This is a genomic window from Curtobacterium sp. Leaf154, from assembly GCF_001424595.1.
Taxonomy (GTDB): Bacteria; Actinomycetota; Actinomycetes; order Actinomycetales; family Microbacteriaceae; genus Curtobacterium; species Curtobacterium poinsettiae.
In genome coordinates this window covers 445,209-461,801 of record NZ_LMOS01000006.1, presented here as the reverse complement: position 1 = coordinate 461,801, position 16,593 = coordinate 445,209, and the positions used below count along the sequence as shown (strand labels likewise).

Here is a 16,593-nt window from a genome sequence, read left to right as displayed (position 1 = left end):
CCGTTTCTGCGCGCATGGGTTAGGCGCGGCCGCGAGCAGAGCGACAGCGACGGCGCACTTCGACGTTGACACACCGAAATCACAGGCCCTAGGCGAGTTGCCTAGGCAAACCGTTGTTGTCGGATGACCGGCGCAAGACCACTCGCCCGTCCACTAGCTCTCGCCGCGGGTACGTCCGCTAGACCATCCGCTATTGAGACTGGTGTTCGACGCAGACTTTCGGTTCGATCGAGGTGGATCCCGCCATCGGGCAGGTCAGGGTGAGGTAGTGTTCGCGGGCCAGCGGCCTCCAAACGGGACTCGTGTCCGACAAGTCGCGAGAGCAGTAGTTGCCGGCCATCCAGCGGCCCGACACAGCACTAGGTCCCCCGCTAGCGAGCCACCGCTGTGCGGCACTTGGTACCTGCTCTTCTTGTACGAGGTCTGCGTCGTGTTCGGGTGCGACTTCGCGTAGCTGCTCTTCACGAGCTTGCCCGTGACCGAGCTCAGCGTGTTCGTCTACACGACGTCATACCCGGTGAGCTCCAGCCGTCGACGGCGCGGGCCTGCGCGGTGCTCTGTTCGTCTGCGTGGCCGTCGGCGGTGATGGTGTTTGTGGAGCGGATTGTGCCGCGGACGGTGGCCATCGATCCATCCTCGCAGCGCGCTCCGACACCTGCGGTGTCGGCGGCCGCGGTCATCATCGATGCTCTGACCGTGACCGTGACCGTGACCGTGACCGTGACCGTGACCGTGACCGTGACGGAGCGGGTGTCCAGCTCTGCGCGTCGGTGTGGGTGCGGGTCAAGTTCACGATTTTGGCGCTTCTCGGGTATGCGCGAGTGTCGACGACTGACCGGCGCACCCGTGCGCAGCAACAAGGGTGCTGAACGTATTCGCAGCGGGAGTCGTACTCCGGGATGACGTGGATTGCCATGTGGCTGCGCAAAACTGCACAGACCACAATCGGCTAAGCCGACGGTGTGATTTCAGTGATTGATTGGGGAATAATCATGAAGCTCAAAGCGAAAGCAGCGGTGGCGATCGCGTCCGTGTTTATCGCGCTGGGAGGGGCCGTCGCCGTGCCTTCGGCGGCAAACGCGCAGAATAGCGCGTCTGACCTGGCATACGCCAAATGTCATTACAGCAAGGACGTCCAATCCTGCAAGTTCCTCGCCATGCAGGGGAAGCACATCACGAAGAGCGAGCTGAAGTGCCTCGCCGCGGCGGGCATCGCCGTAGGGGGGCTTTTCGTGGGAGAGGGCGTCGGAGAGGGACTTGCTCTCAGCATCGCCCGGAAGTACGTCGCGGCCGGAGCCGCGGGGTGCCTGGGTTCGTTCCTCTGATACAATCTGCATCATGACACGTAGAGCAATTCCGTTCTGGGTTGCAGTCGGGGTCGCGTTCCTGCTCGCGGTCCTCTGTTTTTCGTTCGTCCATTCTGGGTGGTCGATTGCCGTTTATGCCGTGCTCATCCTCGGGGTGGCGTTGGCCTACAGGCTGTCGCGCAAGGGGCCCGTAAGTAGAGATTGACGCCGCGTGAAAAGCACCCCCGGGTTTCATTGCCCGGGGGTGCTTATTTCGTGGTGGGCTGTCCGCGTATGACACCGTCGCTGAGGATCGCGGGCTGAATTGTCATGCCGTCTTGTCTCTCGCCGGCGTCAAGCGTCGACGGTGATGCCGAGACTGATCCACCCGTCGGGGATCGACTGCAGGTACGCCGCCCGGGCGGCGGCGTAGTTCGGCCCGGACGCTTGGTTCGGCTGGACCAACAACATGTTCACTTCGCCGAATTGAGCGGTCAGCGTCGGCTCCTTCTGCCCGTCGTGCCGGGCCGCGAGTGACACTGAGAGACGCGCACCCTGAAGCGTCTGCCACGTGGCGATCGCAGTCACAGACCCCGTGCCCATCAACGCCACTGCCGCCACTGCCGCGGTCGTACGCAGGATGAACCCCTCCACTCCTCGGCGGCGGAGCCGCCCATGACGAGCGACGCCGGTCCGAATCATCCTCGGCCGCCGAACAGGTGGCATGTCTTCCCCATCAGAACGCCGAAACCCTGCATGTCCCATCGCTGTGGTCAACGCTCACCACACCGCCGCCACGTCGGCGATGGTCGCCGCATGTCGAAGGCGGGGAAGGCGGGCATCGCACGCTGTCTGTGTGGTTGACGGAGGGGGCAGATCTCGTGCGGACTCCGGTGCATTGACCGCAAGTGGATCGTTGTGTCGGAAGCTGTCGTGCGGGCGTCAGCGCGCTGATCTGGGGTGTGAACCGTCGCGGTCGAGTCCGGAGTAGATCAGGCGAACTGGGCAGTAGCGATTCAGATCGATGATGAGACCCAGCAGCGCCTACAAGAATGCTGAGCGCTCTCGCACTGAAGTCAGGCGAAGCGGGTCAACACGGGTCCCTGCGTGTGTGGACCGGTGCCCCAGTGCCGAAGGCTTCGCTGTTCACGCGTGCTGCAGGCTCACCCGGTGTTCATGCGAGCGCGCGCCACCGCCAGTCCCTGCTCGGCTGAAGCCCGGAGCACCGGGTCTGCAGTTCGTCGGAGTTCGACGGCGCGCTCGAAGTCCTCGACTGCACGTTCTGCTTCTCCATTGGCGAGGAGCGCTTTTCCTCGGTGTTGCCGCATCACCGCTTCCCGAGCCGTTCCCAGACATTCCGCGACGAGGAGGTCGTACTCCTGCACAGCGACAGCGGTTTCGCCGCGGTCGCGGCGGCAATCAGCCGCGAGTGCCCGGACTCTCGGAGTCTGCTCGAGCAGGCCGAGGGCTCGGAGAGCAGCGTCGGTGTCCCCGGTCCAGAGGAGCTCGATCGGCTTCGTAAGGGGGTCTTCAGCGATCCCGGCCCTGAAGGTGTCCAGGTCCGTGATCGCGGGGCGGAGGTCGGCACCTCGGATGATCCAACCGGGCCCGCCGGCGACGTCGCTCACCATGTACCGAGGGTAGGCGACTGTCGCGACGTGTTCCGGGTGGACGAGGCCGGAGGAGCTGCTGCCGATCGACGTTGAGCGCGTGGCGATGGGGACGGCTCCCCCATGAGACCGCGGCCCTGTTCGGTCGAGGTCACCGCCCAGCCGATGTCAGCGCGGGTGACTGGCCGAATCGGATGCCGCTCCGGATCAGCGGCACGCCCAATCGGTCCCGAAGGCTTCGTGCACGCGCCGGAGCGCTTCGGGGTTGCCCCACTCGTCGATCTCCGAGCAGTCGGCGGACGAGCGCGCTGCGACGAGACCCCAGTTGCCGACGCTCTGCCACGCGTACCGGGTGTCGGAACTCGAGCCCGAGGATGCGCCGCCGCCACCTTGCTGCTCCGGAAGCTGCAGCTGCTCACCGTCGGGGAAGACCAGCACCTGACCCAGCGGGTCACAAGTCGGCAGGCGCGTCGTGTCCAGCTGCTCGACCGAGACCGGCGCTGCGGTGGTGCAGGGCGACAAGGTGGCTTCCCCCGCAGAGAGCGTCAGGAAGTCGTCGGCCGGATCGTGCTGGGCACAGCCGACGAGTGCGACTGCAGCCACTGCGAGGATCGCGGGTGCGGTCAGGAACTGAGGGATCACCACCTCAGTCTTGTCCTCGCCCGGCTTCTCGGGTTCACTGCGCTCATGGGTCTCGTCGAAGCAACAGCGTCGTGTGTCGAGTCAGTTCCGGAATGCAACGACACGATGAGCGCATCCACCGACCTGCTGTCGGCGGCGTGGCTCGCATCGGCCGTGGTCGTCGCGGTGCTCGTGGTCTTCGTCGTGATCGTCCTGCGGCGTCGTCGCCGACGGTAGGGCTCTCGCCTCTGGCCCGCTGGACACCTCGACGTGTTAGGTTGTGCACAACCTAATGGAGCACATCGTGAAACTGACCAGCTCGCTCGATCTCGTCACCGGCGTCCTGCTCGCCGGGCACGGCATCGCCACGGTTCGCCGCACCCCGCTGCGCGCCAGGGCTCAGCAGATGCAGCGCCGGGGCTTCGAGCCGGGCGTCCCGCACGCACTCGGCATCCCGGCGCTGCAGGTCCTGTCCGGGCTCGGAGTCGCTGCCGCAGCGGTCCGCCGTGCGCCCGGGCGCGACCTGGTCGGCACCGGCTCCGCCATCGCGGCGACCGCCCTGGGCGGGACCCGGCTCGCAATCGACCTCGAAGACCAGTCGGTGACGACCACGACCGGCGCTGCCGCGGCACTCACGCTCGCCGGTGGGCTTCGACTCCTCACCTCGACCCGCGGCCGTCCGGTCGCCCGGATCCTCACGCTCGGTGCCGCCGCTGCCGCGATCACGTTCGAGGCCGCACGCCGACGCCGAGTCCTCCGCAGCCGCTGACCTCGTCCTCCCACTCCACCGAACCCCACCCCGATCGTGAAAGGCACCACTCCGATGGCAACCCGCACCCCCGCAGTCCGCTCAACGCTCCCCCGGACCATCGTCCGCATCCTGTTCGGCGCGATGCTCACGTGGGCTGGCATCAGCCACCTGACCGTGGCGCGCGAGGAGTTCCAGGCGCAGGTGCCGAAGTTCGTGCCGTTGCCGACGGACGTCACGGTGATCGCGTCCGGCGTAGTGGAGATCTCGCTCGGCGCTGCGCTGATGCTCCTGGCGCGGCGACAGGTGACCGTGGGGTGGGTCGTCGCGGTGTTCTTCCTGGCGGTCTTCCCGGGCAACATCGCGCAGTGGATGCACCACCGCGACGGGTTCGGCCTGGACACCGACACCAAGCGCTTCGTCCGCCTGCTGTTCCAGCCCGTGCTCATCGCGATCTCGCTCTGGTCCACGAACGCCCTGCGCAAGCGCCGCTGAACAGCGCCGCACTCGCGCCGCGCGGACGATGGGTGCAGAATCGGCCCCATGAGCGGGGACGACGAGGACCAGCCGCGCGTGGTCGCGGTCAGCAAGGACGGCGAGCACCGGTTCAGCAAACCGTTGGTCGACGCGGTGACCCTGGTCGCCGGGTGGGGCATCGAGGGGGATGCTCACGCCGGCACGACCGTGCAGCACCGCTCCCGGGTCGCGCGTGACCCGTCGCAGCCGAACCTGCGACAGGTCCACCTGCTCCACGCCGAGCTGTTCGACGAGGTCGCCGAGGCCGGGTTCAGCGTCGAGCCGGGCCAGATGGGCGAGAACGTCACGACGAGCGGCATCGACCTGCTCGGGCTGCCGGAGGGCACGGTGCTGCACCTCGGCGGCGACGCCTCGGTCCGGGTCACCGGCCTGCGGAACCCCTGCCAGCAGATCAACGGCTTCGAACCGGGGCTGCTCCGCGCGGTGCTCGGACGAGCCGAGGACGGCACCGTCGAGCGCAAGGGTGGTGTGATGAGCGTCGTGCTCACCGGTGGCACGGTCCGACCGGGCGATCGCATCCGGGTGGAGCTGCCCACCGGCGAGCGACGAGCACTCGAGCCGGTCTGATGCCGCAGCCCACGCGACGCGTCCTGGTGCTCGGTGGAACCGGCTGGCTCGGACGGACGATCGTCGACGAGCTGTTGGTCGAGGGTGCCGACGTCACGTGCCTCGCCCGGGGCACCACCGGCAGCGTTCCCGAGGGTGCACGCTTCGTCCAGGCGGATCGGTCCCTGCCCGGCGCCTACGAACCGGCCACCGGCACCTGGGACGAGGTCATCGAGCTCGCTCACGCCCCCGAGTTCGTCGCACCGGCGCTCGACGCCCTCGCCGACCGGGCCGCCCACTGGACGCTGGTGTCCACGGTCTCCGTCTACGCGCAGAACGACGAACCGGGCGCCGATGAGTCCGCCCGATTGGTGGAGCCGAAGGACCCGTCCGCCTACGCCGACGCGAAGGTCCTCGCCGAACGCACCACGCGGCTCCGGCTCGGGTCGCGGCTGCTCATCGCACGCCCGGGGCTGATCGTCGGCCCGGGTGACCCCAGCGACCGGTTCGGCTACTGGCCGGCACGCCTCGATCGCGGCGGGCCCGTGCTGGTGCCGACGACGGCGGAGCGCTTCGTGCAGGTGATCGACGTCGCGGACCTCGCCTCCTGGCTCGTCCGGGCCGGGCGCGACGGGTTCGTCGGCACGGTCAACGCTGTCGGGGCACCGGTGCCGCTGCACGACTTCCTGCGGTGCGTGGCGGAGGTCACCGGGTTCGACGACGAACTCGTCGCGGTCGACGACGACGTCCTGCTTGCACACGACGTGGCCTACTGGGCGGGCCCCCGATCACTCCCCCTGTGGATCCCGGTGTCGGACGCGGGGTTCGCGCAGCGCTCCGCAGTGGCGTTCACCGACGCCGGCGGGGTGACCAGACCCCTCCGGGACACCGTCGTGCGGGTGTTCGACGACGAGCGTGCCCGCGGGACGGATCGGGAACGCCGTGCCGGCCTCACCTCGACCGACGAACGGGCGGTCCTCACCAGGTAGACGCGCGGTCACCACGAGCGCTCAGGACGCAGCGGCAGCCTGCTCGTACAGACTCGTCGCCAAGTCGTTGAGCACCTCGTGCAGGTCCCCGTTGTGCGCCCCGTCGACGGCCCGGAGCATCGCCGCGTACCGCTCCTGGTAGTCCGACACGACGACATGGCCCGGGGGCAGCAGCCGCAGCAGTGATCCTCGGCGATCGGCCGGGTTCGGTGCGCGCTCGAGGAGCCCGGCGGCGCTCATCCGGTCGATCATGTTCGTCACCGCACCGGAGGTCAGCCCCAGGTACCCGGCGACCTCGGTCGGCGTGGAGTACCCGGTGTCGCTGATGAGCACCATGGCCCGGAGCGCGTTCTCGTGCACGCCCGCGCGAGCACTCAGCTGACTCACCAGGCTCGCGTTCGCGCGCACCACAGCGGTGAACGCGGTCATGAGCTCGGCTGCGCTGTCACCGCTTCGTGCTGCTGTCACGACGGTCTTCCTCCGGGTCGGGTGATGGGGGGACAAGGGCCGTCCCCCGCACTGGGGTAAGTATACGATTCGCACACATGCTCAATCACTGACTATCTTAACCATTGAAGCAAAACAGCCCGAATGTCTTGCTCCCCCCCGACCACCGAGCATCACCGAACGAAGAGGTACCCCGTGTCCACCAACCTCCGCACCTCCGCACTGAAGCGGATCCGCTTCGCCCCCGTGGCCCTCCTCGCGGGTATCTTCGCCGCCGTCCTGCTCTCCCTCTCGCTCACCGGCACCCTGTCAGGGTTCGCCGCGAGCATCACGAACAGCAGCAACACCGCCGCCAGCGGCACGCTGATCATGCAGGAGCAGAACGCCGGCGCGACCGTCACCTGCCTCAGCACCGACGGCGGCTCGGTCTCGACGAACTCGGCGACCTGCTCGACGATCAACAAGTTCGGCGGCAGCACGACGATGACCCCGGGCAACACGGTCAACACCGCGATCTCGATCAAGAACACCGGCACCGCGAACGCCAGCACCTTCACGCTGAACCCGGGCGCCACGTGCACCCAGTCGGCGAACGGTTCGGCCAACGGCACCGCGACCGACCTGTGCGCCAAGATGAACCTCGTCGTCACCTCTGGCTCGACCACCGTGTTCAGCGGCACCCTCGCCAGCTTCAAGGGTGCGGCCGCGTCGGCCATCACGATGCCGCAGGCCCCGGCCGCCGGTGCGAGTGTCCCGTTCAACTTCGCGGTGACCCTGGACTCCTCGGCCGGCAACACCTACCAGGGCCTCGCCGCCTCGGTCCCGATGACCTGGACGTTCACGGCCTGATCCGGCCCGATCCGGTCCCCATCACCACTCCCCAGACCGGCGACGCTCGGCCGACCCCCCTCCGGTCGAGCGTCGCCATTCCCTGAACCCTCGGAGCAGCACCCATGAGCCAGACCGCAGCGATGCCGCTCAGCGGCATGCTCGACCGCTCGGTCCTGCGCGGCCGTCCGGTCACCCGCTCCGAGACCGTCCTGGCGTGGTCGGTCGCCGCGATCGCTGCACTCCTGCTCACCGCCGCCGTCCTGTTCCTCTCCGCCGGCGGCCGCTGGTTCGTCGTCGAGACCCCCTCGATGGGCGAGGCTGCCCCGGTCGGCACCCTCGTGCTCGACCTGCCGGTGGACGCCTCCACCCTGCGGGTCGGCGAGATCGTCTCGTTCGAGACCTCCGCCAACCCGGACGTCGTCTACACGCACCGCATCGTGTCGATCGACGCGGACGGTGGGCTCCACACCCGTGGTGACGTCAACGGCGCGATCGACCCGTGGACGCTCACCCAGGCGGACGTCATCGGCACCCCGGCGCTCCTGGTCCCGCACCTCGGGTGGCTGTTCCGGGCCGCCTCGGTCCTGCTCATCGGCACGCTGATCATCCTGACCCTGACCAGCGCGTTCACCGACCGGGTGACCCGCACATGCCTGCGGATCACCGGTGGCGCCCTCACGGCCGCGTACGCGGCCTTCGTGTTCAAGCCGTTCGTCAACGTGACGACGATCACGAACACGTCGAGCCCGAACGGGGTCGAGGCGACCGTGGTCTCGTCCGGGATCTTCCCGGTCCGCATCGACGCCCACGGCGGCAACAGCGTCCACCTGGTCGACGGCGAGGTCGGTCGCGTCGTCATCCACGAGCTCACGGAGCACGGGAACTACCAGCTCATGTCGAACATCGACCTCGACCCCCTGGGTTGGGTCGCCCTGATCGCCGTGTGCCTGGTGCCGCTCGTTGCCTGCCTGGCGGTCGGCCGTGTCGAGGCGGTGCGTCCCTCGTGATCCTCGGTCGCCTGCGCGACGGCCGCGTCGTCGCCGTCCTGCTCGTGGTCGCCCTGGCCGTCGTCGTCCTGCTCAACCAGTTCGCGCCGACCCGCTCGGCCTTCAGCGCACGTGTGACGAACAGCACGAACACCGCGGCGACCGCGCCGTACTTCACGTGCACGGGTGCGGTCGGCGCCGACACCGCGAACGCGCTGTTCGCCTACCGCCTGACCGAGGCCTCGGGGTCGAGGACCGCGACCGACTGGTCGGGTCGCGGCTCCAACGGCACCTACCAGGGCACCATGACCGCGACCACGCCGAGTCCGAACGCCTGCCCACGTGACAGCGGCAGCGCCTACGCGCTGAACGGTTCCACGAGCTACGTCTCGACCCCCCGCTCGGTCGCGAACCCGACGACCTTCAGCGAGGAGGTCTGGTTCCGCACGACCGTCGCGGGCGGCATGCTCATCGGCTTCGGGAGCAGTCAGACCGGCGCGTCGAGCCAGCACGACCGGAAGCTCTACCTGACCACCACGGGGCAGCTCGCCTTCGGTACCTACACCGGCAGCGCCACGCAGGTGCTCACGTCGCCGAGGTCGTACACCGACGGCAGCTGGCACCACGTGGTGACGACGATGTCGCCCACCAACGGCATGCGCCTGTCCGTCGACGGCAAACTCGTCGCGTCGAACGCGGCCTTCACGACCGCCGAGAACTTCACCGGGTACTTCCGCATCGGCTACGACGTCGTCAGCGGCTGGCCGGGTGCTTCCAGCAACCCGTACTTCACCGGGTCCATGCGGTACGCCGCCGTCTACGGCACCGAACTGACGGCCAGCCAGATCGCCGCGCACGCGGCCGCAGGTTCCTGACGCACTGACTGCCGGCCTGGAGGCGCATCGCGGCGCCGCCACGGGCCTCCAGTCCGTCCACTGGTCACGTCGACGACGTGGGCCGGGTTGGCGGACCGGGCCCACCAACCCCCAGATTCGGCGCGACGAATCCCGCTGATCAGGCCTTTTCGTGCCCCGGACCGTGCCAGGATCGTCAGGTCCTGAGACGTCGGCGTCTCCGTCCGACCCTCTCGAAAGGCGCCGTTCCCATGTCGTTCTGGGCCCTCTTCCTCATCGCGCTCGGCGTCTCCGCAGACGCCTTCGCCGTCGCCCTCGGCAAGGGCCTGCACATGAAGCGCTTCGACGTGCGGCACGCGATCGGGATCGCGCTGACGTTCGGGGTGTTCCAGGCGGTGATGCCCCTGATCGGCTGGCTGCTCGGGTCCGCGTTCGCGCAGTACATCGCGGCCTTCGACCACTGGGTCGCGTTCGGGCTGCTCGCGCTGATCGGCGGGAAGATGCTGTGGGAGGCGTTCTCGAAGCACGAGGACACCGAGCAGGACACCGATCGGCTGCCGGTCCGGGAGCTCCTCGTGCTCGCGGTCGCGACCAGCATCGACGCCCTGGCGGTCGGGGTCACCCTGGCGTTCCTGCCCGTGTCGATCGGCGGCGCGGTGCTGCTCATCGGGATCACCACCGCGGTGCTGTCGTTCGTCGGGGTCCTGGTCGGTCGCCGTGTCGGTGCCCGCTTCGGCAAGCCGGCGGAGATCGCGGGTGGTGTCGTGCTGATCCTGATCGGCCTGAACATCGTGCTGGAGCACACCGGCGTCATCGGCTGAGGCCGCGTCTCCGGAACCGACCCCGGACACACCGGAGGCCCGTGGCGAGCTGCCACGGGCCTCCGGTCTGGTGCTGGTGCGCGTCAGTAGCCGGTGGTGCTGCCCGCCGGGGCGTTCGCGACGGCTGTGATCACGAGGATGATCCACAGGATGCCGAACACGACCGACAGGGCGCTGATGATGACGCCAGCGAGGGCCAGGCCGCGGCCGCGCTCCCCGGTCTTCTTGATCTGCGAGAGGGCGATGATCGACACGACCAGGCCGGCGATGTTCACCACGAAGGCCAGGACGAACCCGACGATCGCCATGACGTTGAAGCGGTCGGACGACGGCTGCATGGGCGCACCGTACGGCTGTGGTCCGCCGCCTGCGTAGGGGTTCGGGTTCTGCTGGTTGAACTGGGGCGTGCCGTCACTCATGGCGCCGCGTCCTCTCTGGTCAGGGATTGTCGACACAGGAAACGTACAGGACCAGCGGGCTGATCGGGGGGTGGGATCATCGGAACATGGGATGGCTCCGCCGACACGTGCTGCACGGCGGCCGGTACGACGAGCGTGATCGACGTGACCAGCTCCGGCGCTACGTCGTCCGGGGCGACCGCCTCGTCGCGTTCCTCACCGGTCACGGCGATCCGTCCGCCGCGCGGGTGCGGGCTCGCGTGGACCACGCGCGGGAGCTGCTCGAGCACGGATGGTCCCGTGACGACCTGCTGACGGTCGCCGCCCCGGTGTGGGCACCGTGGCCGAGCAGCGAGGGGCGTGATGCGGGGGCGCCTGCTCCGGAGTACGCCGACCGGGCGGACGGGTTGATCGCGGACCTGAACGCCGTGGCACTCGAGCTGCGGGCCGTCGCCGAGGTCTGACGGTGCACTGACCGGCAGCACGACACCCGTCAGATGTCGAGCACCCCGTCCACCGCGTCCGACCGGTCGGCGATGTGCCCGGTGGCGATCTCCTCCTCCAGGTGCACCGTGACGTACGTCCAGTCCTCCACGTGCCCGGCGTCGTCGAACACCCGGTAGCGCCGGCGGAGCCGCAGGTACGGCACGGCGCGGTGCTCGAACGACACCACGAGCTCGGTCGCCGGCCACTCCCCCTCGATGGTGGCGTCGACCGCCCGGTAGTCGCTCGCCGACCGGCGGGGCTCGGGGTGGTCGCGGGTCCACAGGATGCCGGGCTGGTCGAGGGCTTCGAACACGGCCACGAGGTCCGCGACCGCGCGCTCCCGTGCGGCAGCGTCCAGGTCGTGCAGCGGCCAGTGCGCGCCCTCGACGTCGGTCAGGTCGAACCGCTCCGTCCACGGCGCGAGGGCTGCTTCCAGACGCTCCTGTTCGTCCTCCCACGACGTCTCGTCCTCGTCGCTCGCGGGGCGGGACGGCAGGTCATCGGTGGTGATGACGCTGGGCAGTCCGGCAGCGACGTCGAGGTCGACCTCCCGAGCGTCGTAGTGGTAGGTCAACCCGCTCGTCCGATCGGGCGTGCGCCGGGGTCCGGTGGGCATGTACCGGACGGTGAGCACCGTGCCGTCGCGACGTACCTCCTCAGCCAGGTGGTCGACGAAGATTGCCGTCCGGCTGCCGTCGGTCCGGACGAGCACGAGCTCGGTCGGCGGGGTCGGCAGGGGTGGACCCGGTTCGGCCTGTGGTTCCGGTGTCGGGACGAAGCCGCCGACGCTGACACTCCAGGAACGGGGGCCGTCGTCGTCCTCGTCGTCGTCCAGCAGCTCGGGGTCGTCGTCCTCCTGCTCCTCGCCGGCAGCGAGCGTCGCTGCCCACTCTTCCGGTGACGGCCAGAACGGCTCCGACGGCGCCCACGGCAGGGTCTCCGGGTCGACGCCGTCGAACGGGTCGGCCGAGTCCTCGTCGAGGTCATCCGCGGACGCGTCGTCCTCGGGATCCTCGTCCTCGTCCTCGCCTGCCCACATCGACGCGTCACGCGGGTCGCCGATCCACAGGCCGTCGACGTCCGCCCCGAGCACGCGTCGATCACCGAGGTCGACGGTGCACGTCACCCCGGTCGGCGTGAGGTGCACGGCCGTCCGCGACTCGGTGTCGAGGTCGCCTCCCGCGTCCTCGCGTGACAGGTAGACGACCCAGGCGCCGGCCGCGGTCGCGAGGACCTCGACGTCGTCGACCGCACCGTCCGGCAACCGCGCGTCCGGCCACGTCACCCACCGCACGTCGTCGCCCGTGACGACCGCCGCGACCGGTCGTGTGGCGTCCGGCACGATCGTCGCGTCACCGACGCCGACGGCGTCGACGGGCTCGAGGAAGCTGCTCATGCAGCGACCGTACCGCGGCCCTGTGGCCGGCCCGTGAACCAGACAGGAGGCCCGTGGCGGGCCCGCACCGCGCCTCCCGTCCGCCCGTTCCCGGTCCACCTGCCGGACCCGCCGCAGCGGTCGGGCGCATGATGGGCGGATGGCACGCATCCTCGTCACCGGATCCACCGACGGCCTCGGGCGGGGAACCGCCGACTCGCTGCTCCGCAGCGGGCACGACGTCGTCGTCCACGCGCGCAACACGGCCCGCGCCGAGGCGGTCGCCGACCTGGTGGAGCGCGGCGCCGAACTCGTCGTCGCCGACCTGGCGGACCGCGACGCCGTGATCGCCACCGCCCGGGAACTCGACGCCGGCACCGCGCTCGACGCCGTCGTGCACAACGCCGGGGTGATCTCCGGCCGTTCCCTGGTGCCCGTCAACGTCGTGGCGCCCTACCTGTTCACCGCGTTGCTGCGCTCGCCGGAGCGGCACGTGTACCTGAGCAGCGGGATGCACCGGGGCGGTCGTCCGCGCCTGGACACCGTCGACTGGACCGGGGCCTCGGAGACGAACTCGTACTCCGACACCAAGCTGTTCGTGACGGCGCTCGCGGTCGAGCTGCCACTGCGGCGCCCGGGCGTGCTGAGCAACGCTGTCGACCCGGGGTGGGTGGCGACCAAGATGGGCGGGGCCGGTGCTCCGGACGACTTCGAGCTCGGACACCGCACGCAGGAGACCCTGGCGACCGATCCGAACCAAACCGTGACGGGTGGTTACTGGTTCCACGGTGAGCAGCAAGCACCGCACCCGGCGGTCGCCGACCAGCGGTTCCGCACCGACCTGCTCGACGCGCTCGCCGAGGCCACCGGCATCACGCTCTGAGTCGCTGACGGAACCACCGCGACCGGTCGGGTGCTCCTGCGAAGGCGTTCGTCGCGCCCGGACGAGGATGGCGTCGACGCGACGAACGGAGGACCCGGTGACCCTCGGCCTGCACAACGGATCGAGTGGGTGGCGGCGCGTGCGACGGCACGGCCTGCTCCTCGCGAACGTCGCCGTCTTCGTCGTGTGCTTCGTCGGCATGGTGTTCGCCGGGTGGCGGGTGCCCGCGGCGGACGCGATGCAGCACGGCGAGGCGGCCGTGTCGCTCTGGGGCTTCCTGACCAGCGGCGACTTCGCCGAGGCCACCTTCGAGAACTGGGAGAGCGAGTTCCTGCAGATCGGCGCGTACATCGTGTTCACGGTGTTCCTGTTCCAGAAGGGGTCGAGCGAGTCCGAGCCCCTGGACGAACAGGGCCCGCAGGACGAGGACCCCCGGGAGCACGCCGACGACCCGAAGGCGCCGTGGCCGGTGCGCCGGGGCGGGATCGTGCTCGTGCTGTACGAGAACTCCCTGCTGATCCTGTTCGCGGTGCTGTTCCTCGGCAGTGTCGTCGGGCACGTGGTCGGAGGCGCTGCGGCCTACAACGAGGAGCAGCTCGAACACGGTGACAGCGTGGTCTCGGCGTGGGGCTACCTGGGCACGAGCCAGTTCTGGTTTGAGTCGATGCAGAACTGGCAGTCGGAGTTCCTGGTCATCTCCGTGATGGTGATCGCCACCGTGTCCCTGCGGCAACGAGGGTCGTCCGGTCCGCACCGCGCTGGTGCGGTAGCGTCCTGCCCAACGCAGTCCGCACACGTGAGAGGGGGCGCCCGATGGCGCAGGGGCACCGCTCTCCACCCACGATGAGCGACGTCGCCGCCGTGGCAGGTGTCTCGAAGAAGACCGTCTCGAACGTGCTGTCCGGCTACGAACACGTCTCCGTCCGCACCCGTGACCGCGTGATGGCCGCCGTCGACGAGCTCGGCTACGAGCTCAACGTCTCGGCCCGCAACTTCCGCGCCGGACGCTCCAAGGTGCTCGGCCTCGCGGTGCCGGAACTGCGGCAGGCGTACTTCGCCGAACTCGCCGATGCCGTCATCCGCGCTGCCGGCGCCGTGGGCTACACCGTGCTGATCGAGCAGACCGCGAGCGGCGTGCGCGAGGCGGACGCGATCACCCGCATGCGCGAGCACTCCATCGACGGCATCATCTACAGCCCGTTGACCGTCCGACCGAGCGACGCCGCCGCGCTCGAGGTGAAGTTCCCCCTCGTCGTGCTCGGTGAGCCGATCCCGGACGCCCCTGTGCCGTTCATCGCCATGTCGAACGCCGACGCCCTGCGCGACGCGACCACCCACCTGCTCGACGCCGGTCGTCGTTCGATCGCGTTCATCGGTTCCGATCCGGCGGGCCCGGTGCGCACGGCGCAGGAGCGGTTGCGGGGCTACCGCGAGGCGCTCGACGACCACGGCGTGCCGTTCGCGCCCGAGCGCGTCGTGCCGACCGCGCTGTGGCACCGGGCCGAGGGGGCGGCGGCTGCACGACAGCTCCTGGAAGCCGACGTGCCGGTCGACGGGATCGTCTGCTGCAACGACGCGCTGGCGCTCGGGGCGATGAGCGCGCTGCAGCTGGCGGGCCGGACGGTGCCGGACGACGTCGCGGTCGTCGGGTTCGATGACATCGAGGAGTCGGCGTACTCCACCCCGGCGTTGACCACGGTGTCGGCCGACTTCGACCGCACGGCGGCGACGGCCGTCGGGGTGCTCGTCGCCCAGCTCGAGGAGGGTGCCCCGGCGACACCGGGCGTGCTGCGCTCGCGCCACGCGCTGGTGGTGCGGGCGTCGTCAGCGACCCGCTCGGGACGGGAGGCCCGTGGCGGACCCGCCACGGGCCTCCCGTCCGTCCTGGGGTGGTGTCTCAGGCCGCGACCGGCTCCGCAGGTCGGTCACGCAGTGCCGGGCAGTGCTCGGCGGTGGGGTGCTCGGTGATCGCGATGACCTGCTCGAGGCGCCCGCGGACCGCCTCGAGCTCGGCCAGCTGCGCGGTGATCCGGTCCCGCTCCGCGAGGAGGAGCGCGAACGACTCTGGCGTCGACTCCCCGCGGTCGACGCACGGCAGCAGCTGCACGATCGTGCGGCTCGCGAGCCCGGCGGCGAACAGCTGCTGCACGAGCTGGACCCGCTCCACGGCTGCGTCGGTGTAGATCCGCTGCCCGCTCGCGGTGCGCGACGCGGTGAGCAGTCCCTGCTCCTCGTAGTACCGCAGCGAGCGGACGCTGACGCCGGTCGCGGCTGCGAGGTCGCCGATGCGCATGTGGACTCCGATCCGGGCTTGCCCCTGACATGAATGTGAGGTCTTAGCGTAGCCGAGCCGCTGCGGGAGACACCCGCGCGGCAGGAGGAGACACCATGGACATCGCTGGATCGGTCGCACTCGTCACGGGCTCGAACCGGGGCATCGGACGCCGCTTCGCGCTGCAGCTGCTGGAGCGCGGCGCCACCAAGGTCTACGCGACCGCACGTCGACCCGAGCTCGTGGACATCGAGGGCGTCGTGGCGCTGCCGCTCGACATCACCGACCAGGCATCGGTCGAGGCGGCGGCCGCCGCCGCGGGCGACGTCACCCTGCTTGTGAACAACGCCGGCATCTCGACGACGGGCTCGTTGCTCACCGACGACCTCACCGATGCGCGCCGCGAGATGGACACGCACTACTGGGGGAACCTCGCGATGATCCGGGCGTTCGCGCCGGTGATCGAGCGGAACGGTGGCGGCGGCATCGTGAACGTCCTGTCCGCACTGTCCTGGTTCGTCTACCCGGGATCCGGCGCGTACGCGGCGGCGAAGGCCGCCGAGTGGAACCTGACGAACGCCGTCCGGTTGGAGCTCGCAGGCAAGGGGATCAGCGTGCAGGGGCTGCACCTCGGGGCGGCGGACACCGACATGATGGACGGCTACGAGGGGCCGAAGGTCGACCCGGCCGACGTGGCGCGGGCCGCGCTGGACGGCGTCGAGCGCGGTGCGGCCGAGGTCGTCGTCGACGACTGGAGCCGGATGGTGAAGGCATCGCTCGCCGATGCACCGGAGCGCTTCTACGCGCAGTTCGCCTGAGCGTCGCCCCTGACTGGGGGCATGTCCCCGCAGCGCAGTCCTGGACCCGGCGCTGGGTCATCAGCGACCATGGACCCGGATCAGG

The 16,593-nt window shown here is 69.6% G+C and carries 22 protein-coding genes; 14 read left to right on the top strand and 8 right to left on the bottom strand.

All coding sequences use genetic code 11. From position 1 onward, the window contains the following. Positions 1-485 precede the first annotated feature (485 nt). On the bottom strand, positions 486-860 hold the full coding sequence (locus ASF75_RS17755; protein WP_156463888.1) for a hypothetical protein: 375 nt from the start codon (positions 858-860) through the stop codon (positions 486-488). Positions 861-992: 132 nt separating this feature from the next. Between ASF75_RS17755 and ASF75_RS14060 the strand changes: the two genes are divergently transcribed. Further along, on the top strand, positions 993-1,325 hold the full coding sequence (locus tag ASF75_RS14060) for a hypothetical protein (RefSeq protein ID WP_056072307.1): 333 nt from the start codon (positions 993-995) through the stop codon (positions 1,323-1,325). Between the two features lie 315 nt (positions 1,326-1,640). On the opposite strand, the gene ASF75_RS17750 is transcribed toward ASF75_RS14060, so the two are convergent. The 3 genes from ASF75_RS17750 to ASF75_RS14045 form a co-directional block, all read right to left on the bottom strand. Next, the gene (locus tag ASF75_RS17750; RefSeq protein WP_156463887.1) at positions 1,641-1,826 is read right to left on the bottom strand and encodes a hypothetical protein; all 186 of its coding nucleotides are present in this window, start codon (positions 1,824-1,826) and stop codon (positions 1,641-1,643) included. 623 nt (positions 1,827-2,449) lie between these two features. Continuing rightward, a complete protein-coding gene (locus ASF75_RS14050; RefSeq protein ID WP_056072299.1) occupies positions 2,450-2,917 on the bottom strand; it encodes a hypothetical protein in 468 nt (155 codons plus the stop codon). Between the two features lie 186 nt (positions 2,918-3,103). Next, entirely contained in the window at positions 3,104-3,538 is a 435-nt protein-coding gene (locus ASF75_RS14045) for a hypothetical protein (protein WP_156463886.1), read from the bottom strand. 283 nt (positions 3,539-3,821) lie between these two features. Between ASF75_RS14045 and ASF75_RS14040 the strand changes: the two genes are divergently transcribed. The 4 genes from ASF75_RS14040 to ASF75_RS14025 are packed head-to-tail and all read left to right on the top strand — an operon-like array spanning position 3,822 to position 6,337. Beyond that, on the top strand, positions 3,822-4,286 hold the full coding sequence (locus tag ASF75_RS14040) for a hypothetical protein (protein WP_156463885.1): 465 nt from the start codon (positions 3,822-3,824) through the stop codon (positions 4,284-4,286). Between the two features lie 54 nt (positions 4,287-4,340). Continuing rightward, entirely contained in the window at positions 4,341-4,760 is a 420-nt protein-coding gene (locus tag ASF75_RS14035; RefSeq protein WP_017887847.1) for a MauE/DoxX family redox-associated membrane protein, read from the top strand. 48 nt (positions 4,761-4,808) lie between these two features. Then, positions 4,809-5,369 (top strand): MOSC domain-containing protein, encoded by a 561-nt coding sequence (locus tag ASF75_RS14030; RefSeq protein ID WP_017887848.1) that lies wholly within the window; start codon positions 4,809-4,811, stop codon positions 5,367-5,369. Continuing rightward, positions 5,369-6,337: an NAD-dependent epimerase/dehydratase family protein gene (locus tag ASF75_RS14025; RefSeq protein WP_056072290.1), complete on the top strand. Its 969-nt coding sequence runs from the start codon at positions 5,369-5,371 to the stop codon at positions 6,335-6,337. The genes ASF75_RS14030 and ASF75_RS14025 overlap by 1 nt, the downstream gene beginning before the upstream one ends. A gap of 21 nt (positions 6,338-6,358) precedes the next feature. On the opposite strand, the gene ASF75_RS14020 is transcribed toward ASF75_RS14025, so the two are convergent. Further along, positions 6,359-6,805, bottom strand: a complete 447-nt coding sequence (locus tag ASF75_RS14020; protein WP_269429906.1) for a MarR family winged helix-turn-helix transcriptional regulator — start codon at positions 6,803-6,805, stop codon at positions 6,359-6,361. A 174-nt stretch (positions 6,806-6,979) separates the two neighbouring features. Here ASF75_RS14020 and ASF75_RS14015 point away from each other — a divergent pair, with 174 nt between their 5' ends. The 4 genes from ASF75_RS14015 to ASF75_RS14000 all read left to right on the top strand — a co-directional run bounded on the left by ASF75_RS14015 (position 6,980) and on the right by ASF75_RS14000 (position 10,276). Beyond that, on the top strand, positions 6,980-7,633 hold the full coding sequence (locus ASF75_RS14015; protein ID WP_056072287.1) for a hypothetical protein: 654 nt from the start codon (positions 6,980-6,982) through the stop codon (positions 7,631-7,633). A 104-nt stretch (positions 7,634-7,737) separates the two neighbouring features. Beyond that, positions 7,738-8,622 carry a S26 family signal peptidase gene (locus ASF75_RS14010; protein ID WP_052481869.1) on the top strand — a complete coding sequence of 295 codons (885 nt, stop codon included), beginning with the start codon at positions 7,738-7,740 and terminating at the stop codon, positions 8,620-8,622. Beyond that, positions 8,619-9,476: a LamG domain-containing protein gene (locus tag ASF75_RS14005; protein WP_056072283.1), complete on the top strand. Its 858-nt coding sequence runs from the start codon at positions 8,619-8,621 to the stop codon at positions 9,474-9,476. The genes ASF75_RS14010 and ASF75_RS14005 overlap by 4 nt, the downstream gene beginning before the upstream one ends. Positions 9,477-9,706: 230 nt before the next feature. After that, the gene (locus ASF75_RS14000) at positions 9,707-10,276 is read left to right on the top strand and encodes a manganese efflux pump MntP family protein (RefSeq protein ID WP_056072281.1); all 570 of its coding nucleotides are present in this window, start codon (positions 9,707-9,709) and stop codon (positions 10,274-10,276) included. An 83-nt stretch (positions 10,277-10,359) separates the two neighbouring features. Here the strand turns inward: ASF75_RS14000 and ASF75_RS13995 are convergent, their stop codons facing one another. Next, a complete protein-coding gene (locus ASF75_RS13995; RefSeq protein ID WP_017887855.1) occupies positions 10,360-10,695 on the bottom strand; it encodes a DUF4190 domain-containing protein in 336 nt (111 codons plus the stop codon). A gap of 86 nt (positions 10,696-10,781) precedes the next feature. Between ASF75_RS13995 and ASF75_RS13990 the strand changes: the two genes are divergently transcribed. Then, positions 10,782-11,138 (top strand): hypothetical protein, encoded by a 357-nt coding sequence (locus ASF75_RS13990; RefSeq protein ID WP_056072278.1) that lies wholly within the window; start codon positions 10,782-10,784, stop codon positions 11,136-11,138. A 29-nt stretch (positions 11,139-11,167) separates the two neighbouring features. Here ASF75_RS13990 and ASF75_RS13985 read toward each other — a convergent pair whose 3' ends face one another. Then, positions 11,168-12,556: a hypothetical protein gene (locus ASF75_RS13985; RefSeq protein ID WP_056072275.1), complete on the bottom strand. Its 1,389-nt coding sequence runs from the start codon at positions 12,554-12,556 to the stop codon at positions 11,168-11,170. 139 nt (positions 12,557-12,695) lie between these two features. On the opposite strand from ASF75_RS13985, the gene ASF75_RS13980 reads away from it, so the two are divergent. The 3 genes from ASF75_RS13980 to ASF75_RS13970 all read left to right on the top strand — a co-directional run bounded on the left by ASF75_RS13980 (position 12,696) and on the right by ASF75_RS13970 (position 15,386). Next, positions 12,696-13,418 (top strand): SDR family NAD(P)-dependent oxidoreductase, encoded by a 723-nt coding sequence (locus tag ASF75_RS13980; RefSeq protein ID WP_056072272.1) that lies wholly within the window; start codon positions 12,696-12,698, stop codon positions 13,416-13,418. Between the two features lie 97 nt (positions 13,419-13,515). Next, the gene (locus ASF75_RS13975; protein WP_235517681.1) at positions 13,516-14,265 is read left to right on the top strand and encodes a DUF6766 family protein; all 750 of its coding nucleotides are present in this window, start codon (positions 13,516-13,518) and stop codon (positions 14,263-14,265) included. Beyond that, positions 14,262-15,386 (top strand): LacI family DNA-binding transcriptional regulator, encoded by a 1,125-nt coding sequence (locus tag ASF75_RS13970; protein WP_056072268.1) that lies wholly within the window; start codon positions 14,262-14,264, stop codon positions 15,384-15,386. The genes ASF75_RS13975 and ASF75_RS13970 overlap by 4 nt, the downstream gene beginning before the upstream one ends. On the opposite strand, the gene ASF75_RS13965 is transcribed toward ASF75_RS13970, so the two are convergent. Further along, complete coding sequence (locus ASF75_RS13965; protein ID WP_017887859.1) at positions 15,316-15,711, bottom strand: MerR family transcriptional regulator; 396 nt, start codon at positions 15,709-15,711, stop codon at positions 15,316-15,318. The genes ASF75_RS13970 and ASF75_RS13965 overlap by 71 nt on opposite strands. A 95-nt stretch (positions 15,712-15,806) precedes the next feature. Between ASF75_RS13965 and ASF75_RS13960 the strand changes: the two genes are divergently transcribed. After that, positions 15,807-16,508: an SDR family oxidoreductase gene (locus ASF75_RS13960; protein ID WP_042539945.1), complete on the top strand. Its 702-nt coding sequence runs from the start codon at positions 15,807-15,809 to the stop codon at positions 16,506-16,508. Positions 16,509-16,593 lie beyond the last annotated feature (85 nt).